The organism is Hymenobacter coccineus (genome assembly GCF_001816125.1).
GTDB classification, from domain to species: Bacteria; Bacteroidota; Bacteroidia; order Cytophagales; family Hymenobacteraceae; genus Hymenobacter; species Hymenobacter coccineus.
Genome location: NZ_MDZA01000142.1, coordinates 1 through 5,861, shown reverse-complemented (window position 1 = coordinate 5,861; position 5,861 = coordinate 1). Strand labels below are relative to the sequence as shown.

Sequence of the window (5,861 nt, the reverse complement as noted above, 5' to 3'; positions counted from 1 at the left end):
TGCGCCGCCTGGCCCCACCGACCCCGAGCCCGAAGCCGCCGCCCCGCCCGCCGCCGCCGCCCCGACCGACCCCACCTGGCGCGAGCAGCTGGCTTTTCTGCAAAAAGTGAGCGGCGACATCAGCAAAGCTGCTGAGGCCGTGACTCAGTAGGAGCCTGGCAGATAGGTGGCAACGTGTTTAACAGCAATAAGATAACTTGTTATGAATGCTATTCAATTCACCCGCTTCCACCACTTGCTGCTGAGCGTGCCGCTGGGGGCCCTGGAAGCGGCCCGCGCCTTTTACGGCGGGGTGCTGGGGCTGCCCGAGGCGCCGGGGCCCCACCCCAAGGCCACCATCTGGTACCTGGTGGGCGGCATCGAGCTGCACATCCAAGAAGACCCCGCGCCGCTGGGGCCCCGCTCGAAGCGCCACCCGGCCTTCGAGGTGGCCGACGCGGCCGGGGCCCGGCGGGCGCTGGAAGCGCAGGGCGTGGCCATCGAGCCGGCGTCGGACCTGGCTGGCCGGCAGCGCTTCTTCGTCCGCGACCCGTTCGAGAACCGGCTGGAAATGTTGCAGCTGGGTAGTTAGGGCCCCGGCGCGGCCGATAAGCCTGTCATTAACCATTAGGGCCCCGCGCCGTTGTTACCACATCCTCTTCCCTTTCGCATGCAGCCGCACGACCTGATCCGAACCGCCTATGCCGCCTTCAACGCCCGCGATATTCCCGCCGTCCTGGCCACCTTCCACCCGCAGGTGCGCTGGGCCAAGGCCTGGGAGGGCGACTACGCCACGGGCCACGCCGAGGTGCGCGAATACTGGCTGCGGCAGTGGCAGGAGCTGGACCCGAAGGTGGAGCCCACCGGCATCCGGGAGCGCGCCGATGGCCGGCTCGAAGTGGCCGTGCACCAAGTGGTGCACGACAAGCAGGGCCAATTGGTGTTCGAGGGCCCCGTGCGGCACCTCTACACCCTGCGGGAGGGACTACTCCAGCAGATGGACATCGAGCCGGTGCCCTCTGGGGCAGAGCCCACATAAAAGCCCGGGGTGCAAGCGGCGCGCCGCTGCCTGTGCCCCGGGCGGGGGCCTGCAAGTAGCTGCCCGGGGCCCCGCGTGGCCAATAAGCTGGGCCTTAACCATTAGGGCCCCCGGCCGTTGTTAGCGCACGGTTATGGCAAAAAGTCTGGTGCTGCGGGAGAGCGTGGGGTTGCGCTACTTCACGTTTTTTTACCTGTACGTGATGCAGGGCATTCCCTCGGGGTTTGCCCTGACGGCGGTGTACAACTACCTGGTGGGCAGCGGCCTCACGGCCAAATCGGTGGGCACGTTCGCCGCCATCGTGGGCCTGCCCTGGACGTTCCAGTTCATCTGGGGGCCCCTGATTGATAAGTTTCAATATTCCATCATCGGGCACCGCAAGCAGTGGGTGGTGCTCACGCAGTTGGTGGCCTGCCTGGCCTCGCTTTCGCTGCTGCTCGTGCACAACCCCGTGGCCCAGCTGGGGCTCATGAGCGGGGTGTTCTTCGTGCACAGCGTGTTCGCCTCCATCCAGGACGCCAGCGTGGACGCCATCGCCATTTCGGTGGTGCCGCTGGCCGAGCGCGGCCGCGTGAACGCCTTCATGCGCGGGGGCTACCTGCTGGGCTGGGCCGTGGGCGGTGCGGTGCTGGCCTACGTGCTGCACCACGGCGGCTTTCGGCCAGCGGCCTTGGTGCAGTCGGCCACGTTACTGGTGCTCACGGTACTCACGTTTTTCATCAAGCTCGACCGCGCCGACCGCCTGCTGCCCACGTTTGGCAAAGCCGGGCGCGCCGCGGCCCGGGCCCATGCCGCGGCCCTGAACGACGACGAGCAAAACCCCTCGCTGCGCTGGCTCTTCGCCGAGCTGTGGCGGGCCATGGTGGAGCGCTACAGCCTGCGGGCGTTCGGCATTATTTTCCTGGCCTACCTGGCCAGCTACCTGTTCGGCAACGCCTACAATTACCACCTCATCCACACCCTGCACTGGGCCGACGCCGACGTGTCCATCCTGCAAGGCAGCTGGGGCAGCGTGGCCGCGTTTGCACTATTGCTGGGCGGGGGCGTGCTGGTGGACCGCCTCGGCACCGCCCGCCTGCAATACTGGGTGATGGCCGGCTATGCCTTCTTTCTGCTCGTATTTGGGGCCCTGGCGCCGTACTGGCACCTGCGGGCCCTGGGCTTCACGGGCCTGGTGCTGATGAACGTAGCCGACCCGCTGCTGAGCGTGGCCGCCATGCCGGCCCTGATGGCCTTCTGCCGCCCCAAAATCGAGGGCTCCCAATTCACCACCTACATGGCCCTCGTGAACCTGTGCGGCGTGGCCAGCAGCTACCTCAACGGCTGGTTGCTGGAAATCACCACCGCGCCCGTCATCGGCCTGGCCTGCGGCGGGCTGATGCTGGGGTTGGTAGTGGCCCAGCGCCGGCTGCGGCCCCAGCCCGCGCTGGTAGCGCAAGGGTAGGGGAGGCGGAGAAAAGGACGTGAGGATGAATCCGTTAGGGGCTTTTTAGGTTGTCATGCTGAGCGGAACGAAGTGGAGCCGAAGCATCTCTCCCGCAGTGGTAATCAATTGATTTAGCTGAGCAGTAGAGATGCTTGGGCTGCACTTCGGTCCGCTCAGCATGACGTTCAATATTGATTTTCACATCCTCTACATCCCTCGCATCTCCACATTCTTTTAACCCAGCTCGTTCAGCCGCCGGCCCTGGTGCCGGCCCAGCCGCGGATTTTTGGCCTGCCCAACCAGTTGCGAGGCGTAGATGCCGTGGTGGCCCGAGAACAGGTAGGCCACCACGCAGCTCAGGCCCAGGTAGATGCCGGCGCGGGCCCCGAACAGCTCCAGGCCCATCAGCAGGCAGGCCAGGGGCGTGTTGGCCGCGCCCGCAAACACGCCCACGAAGCCCATGCCCGCCAGCAGCGCCACCGGCAGCGGCAGCACCCCGGCCAGCGCCGAGCCCAGCGTAGCCCCGATGAAAAACAGCGGCGTCACCTCCCCGCCCTTGTAGCCCACGCCCAGCGTGAGGGCCGTCAGGGCCAGCTTCAGGGCAAAATCCTGAGCCCCCAATTGATGCTGAAACGCCTCCACGATAACCGGTACGCCGAGGCCGGCGTAGCGCATGGTACCCAGGGCCCACATGGCCGCTGCCACCAGCACGCCGCCCACCACCGGCCGCAGCGGCGGGTAATTTATCCGCTTGAAAACCTGGGTAATGCCGTGCGTGAGGGTGGCGAAAAACCGCGCCGCCAGCCCAAACAGGGCCCCCGCCAGCAGCGTGCTGCCCAGCCCGGCGGCCGTGAGCGGCAGGGCCCCCAGCGCAGGGTACTGGGTGTGGCCCACGCCCCAGGCGCGCGTCACGGCATCGGCCACCACGGCGGCCAGGAAGCTGGGCAAAATGGCGTCGTAGCGCACCGAGCCCAGCAAAAACACCTCCAGGCCAAACACTGCCCCCGCCAGCGGCGTGCCGAACACCGCGGCAAACCCCCCGCTCATGCCCGCGATGAGCAGCAGCCGGCGCTCGCGCCGCGGCAGCCAGCGCGCCAGCTGGTCGGCCAGGGCGGCGCCCATTTGCACGGCCGTGCCCTCGCGCCCCGCCGAGCCGCCAAACAGGTGCGTGACGAGCGTGCCGCCCAGCACCAGCGGCACCAGCCGCAGTGGAATGGTTTCGCTGGGTGCGTGGATTTCGTCCAGAATCAGGTTGTTGCCCTTCACCACGCGGTTGCCGAAGTAGTGGTAGGCGAGGCCCACCAGCAGGCCGCCCACCGGCAGCAGCGCCAGGGCCCCGGGGTGGGCCTCGCGCCAACGCGTCACCCACTCCAGGCTCACCAGAAAGCCGGCCGATGCCGTGCCCGCCAGGGCCCCCACCAGCGCCGCCAGCAGCGCCCAACGCAGCGTAAACACGGCCGTGTACGTAGTAGAAGCCGCCCGAAAAGCGCGCAGCACGGAGAAGGAAGAAAGGCTAGCCACGGCGCGAAGTAACGGGAGGATTGCGCCCCCAAACCGGGGGCTACTTGGCGGGCTGCAAATACAGCAGCGTGGTTTGGTAGGGCCGGCTGGGCGTGTACTTGTCGTTGATGACGAAGTAGCCGCCCCGGTAGGCGGCAATGCCCTCCCAGTTGTAGCCCCAGTACGGCTCGGGAAATTCCCACAGCGGCTGCCAGGTCAACTGGTTGTCTTTGAGCTCGATGGTGAGCAGGCGGGCGTAGCTTTTGTAGCCGCCCTGGTCCAGAATGAGCCGGGCATTGGGCAGGTCGCTGGCCGGTGGGCGGTAAACGGCGTCCCCGCCCCCGCCCTTGAAGAAATAGTTGAGGGCCGTGAAGCGGTTTTTGCCGGTCGCCGTCACGTCGGTGATGCGGAAGGGCAGCGGGGCCAGGGGCAGTTTGCCCGGCGCGCTGGCGCTGGATAAGGGGTTGCTAGCTAATTCGTAAACGCTGTTTTGGCCCGGGAAGCTGTTGTATTCAAAAAAAGCCATTACCTGCTTGTTGGCCGCGGCCAGCGCCTCGAAGCCGGCGTTGTAGATGTGGCTGCCATCGGGGGCCAGCGGCTTGGCTAGGGGCAGCAGGAAGGTGGTGTCGAGCACCACGGCATTGGCGCGCAGCTGGCCCCTGAGCAGGTAGCACAGGGGCGAGGGAGTATCGGTTTCGACGGACAAATACACCACGTCCTGCACCAGCAGCATGGCCTCCAGGCCCTCGTAGCGCTGCCCGGCGGCGGCCATGCGGGCGCGCAGCGCGGGCAGGCCCGCGATGGGCACCTTCTGGTAGGGCAGCACGTAGGCGGTGTCGGCGAGCTGGCGGTCGAGGTCGGCCAGGCGCACGGCGTAGAGCTTGGCTTCGGCCTTGTCCTGGAGCCGGCTCTCCGATAGCAGGTATAGCTGGTCGGCGCTGGCGGCGAGGCCCGAGAACTGGTTGTCGTAGTAGGCCAGCTCCTTGGGCAAGTGCAGGTTGCGCACCGCGAACTGCGGCTGCTGGGCCCGGGCGGGCAATAGGGCCCCGCAGCAAAGGAGGGCTAATAGACGCTTCATTAACAAGTGATTAATAAATTAGCAGCAGTCCCAGTAAAAGTAGGCTTGGTCAAACCGCCGCTCTCGCAGCGCGTCTGGGCTGATGAACAAGTGCGCTAGGCTGCTGTCGCCAAACCTGATTTGTTCGTCTGAATCAAGCTGGAGCAGCTGCACATCGTTGGCCCAGCCTGGGTTCCCCGCTTCAGGTAATCGAGCCGGTAGTGTTTAAGCTGCGGCCGAAACTCACCAAGAAAAGCTGGCAACATGGGGGAGGGCGTAGGGTGAAGAAGACCCGGCGAAACTACGCCGGGGCCGGTGAGTAGCACCACCCGGCCGGCGGCGCGCTATGTGCAGCTACCCCTGTTTGGGCTTGCGTCCGCTTTTCTTTTTTACCTCCGCCACCGGCTCCGGAGCTACCAAAAAGCCCTCCCGCCGCAGCACGTCGCGCAGGCCGTGCAGGGTGGGGAACTCCTCGCGCAGCTCCTGGGCCAGGCGCAGGATGGGCTCGGCGAGGCGGGGGGCGGTGCCGCGCAGGCTCACCAGCCAGCGGCCGATGCGCTCGTAGAGGAAGGCCCCGCGCTTGGCACCGGCCCGGCCGTGGAGGTAGGCCGGCAGGCGGGTTTCCAGCTCCAGCATGAGGGGGAGAGGGTCGGCGGCGGCCAGGGCCATCAGGGCAATTTCGCTGTGGTAGGGCGGGCTGACGGCCAGCCACTCCAGCCCGAGCACAAAGGCGCGCAGCGCGGCCACGTCGCCGGCTTGGGCCAGCAGCTCGGCGGCAAAGGCCACGCTGCCGCGCCGGGCCTGGACCGCTGCCACGGTGGCCTGCAGAAGGCGGCGGCTTCGGCGGCGCTTCGGCGTTG

7 protein-coding genes are annotated in these 5,861 nt (G+C 66.9%); 3 read left to right on the top strand and 4 right to left on the bottom strand.

The window, feature by feature from the left end:
* Positions 1-202 precede the first annotated feature (202 nt).
* From BEN49_RS10090 to BEN49_RS10080, 3 genes are all read left to right on the top strand, one after another.
* Entirely contained in the window at positions 203-571 is a 369-nt protein-coding gene (locus BEN49_RS10090) for a VOC family protein (RefSeq protein WP_070742916.1), read from the top strand.
* 78 nt (positions 572-649) lie between these two features.
* A complete protein-coding gene (locus BEN49_RS10085; RefSeq protein ID WP_070742914.1) occupies positions 650-1,018 on the top strand; it encodes a nuclear transport factor 2 family protein in 369 nt (122 codons plus the stop codon).
* A gap of 133 nt (positions 1,019-1,151) precedes the next feature.
* Positions 1,152-2,462 (top strand): MFS transporter, encoded by a 1,311-nt coding sequence (locus BEN49_RS10080; RefSeq protein ID WP_070742913.1) that lies wholly within the window; start codon positions 1,152-1,154, stop codon positions 2,460-2,462.
* A gap of 216 nt (positions 2,463-2,678) precedes the next feature.
* Here the strand turns inward: BEN49_RS10080 and BEN49_RS10075 are convergent, their stop codons facing one another.
* The 4 genes from BEN49_RS10075 to BEN49_RS10065 form a co-directional block, all read right to left on the bottom strand.
* The gene (locus tag BEN49_RS10075) at positions 2,679-3,965 is read right to left on the bottom strand and encodes a chloride channel protein (RefSeq protein ID WP_239691894.1); all 1,287 of its coding nucleotides are present in this window, start codon (positions 3,963-3,965) and stop codon (positions 2,679-2,681) included.
* 40 nt (positions 3,966-4,005) lie between these two features.
* A complete protein-coding gene (locus tag BEN49_RS10070; RefSeq protein ID WP_125916703.1) occupies positions 4,006-5,022 on the bottom strand; it encodes a hypothetical protein in 1,017 nt (338 codons plus the stop codon).
* Positions 5,023-5,040: 18 nt separating this feature from the next.
* The gene (locus tag BEN49_RS30915; RefSeq protein WP_083325969.1) at positions 5,041-5,175 is read right to left on the bottom strand and encodes a DUF1963 domain-containing protein; all 135 of its coding nucleotides are present in this window, start codon (positions 5,173-5,175) and stop codon (positions 5,041-5,043) included.
* A 180-nt stretch (positions 5,176-5,355) separates the two neighbouring features.
* Positions 5,356-5,861 (bottom strand): hypothetical protein (locus tag BEN49_RS10065; RefSeq protein ID WP_204376084.1); only part of this gene is annotated, 506 nt, incomplete at its 5' end.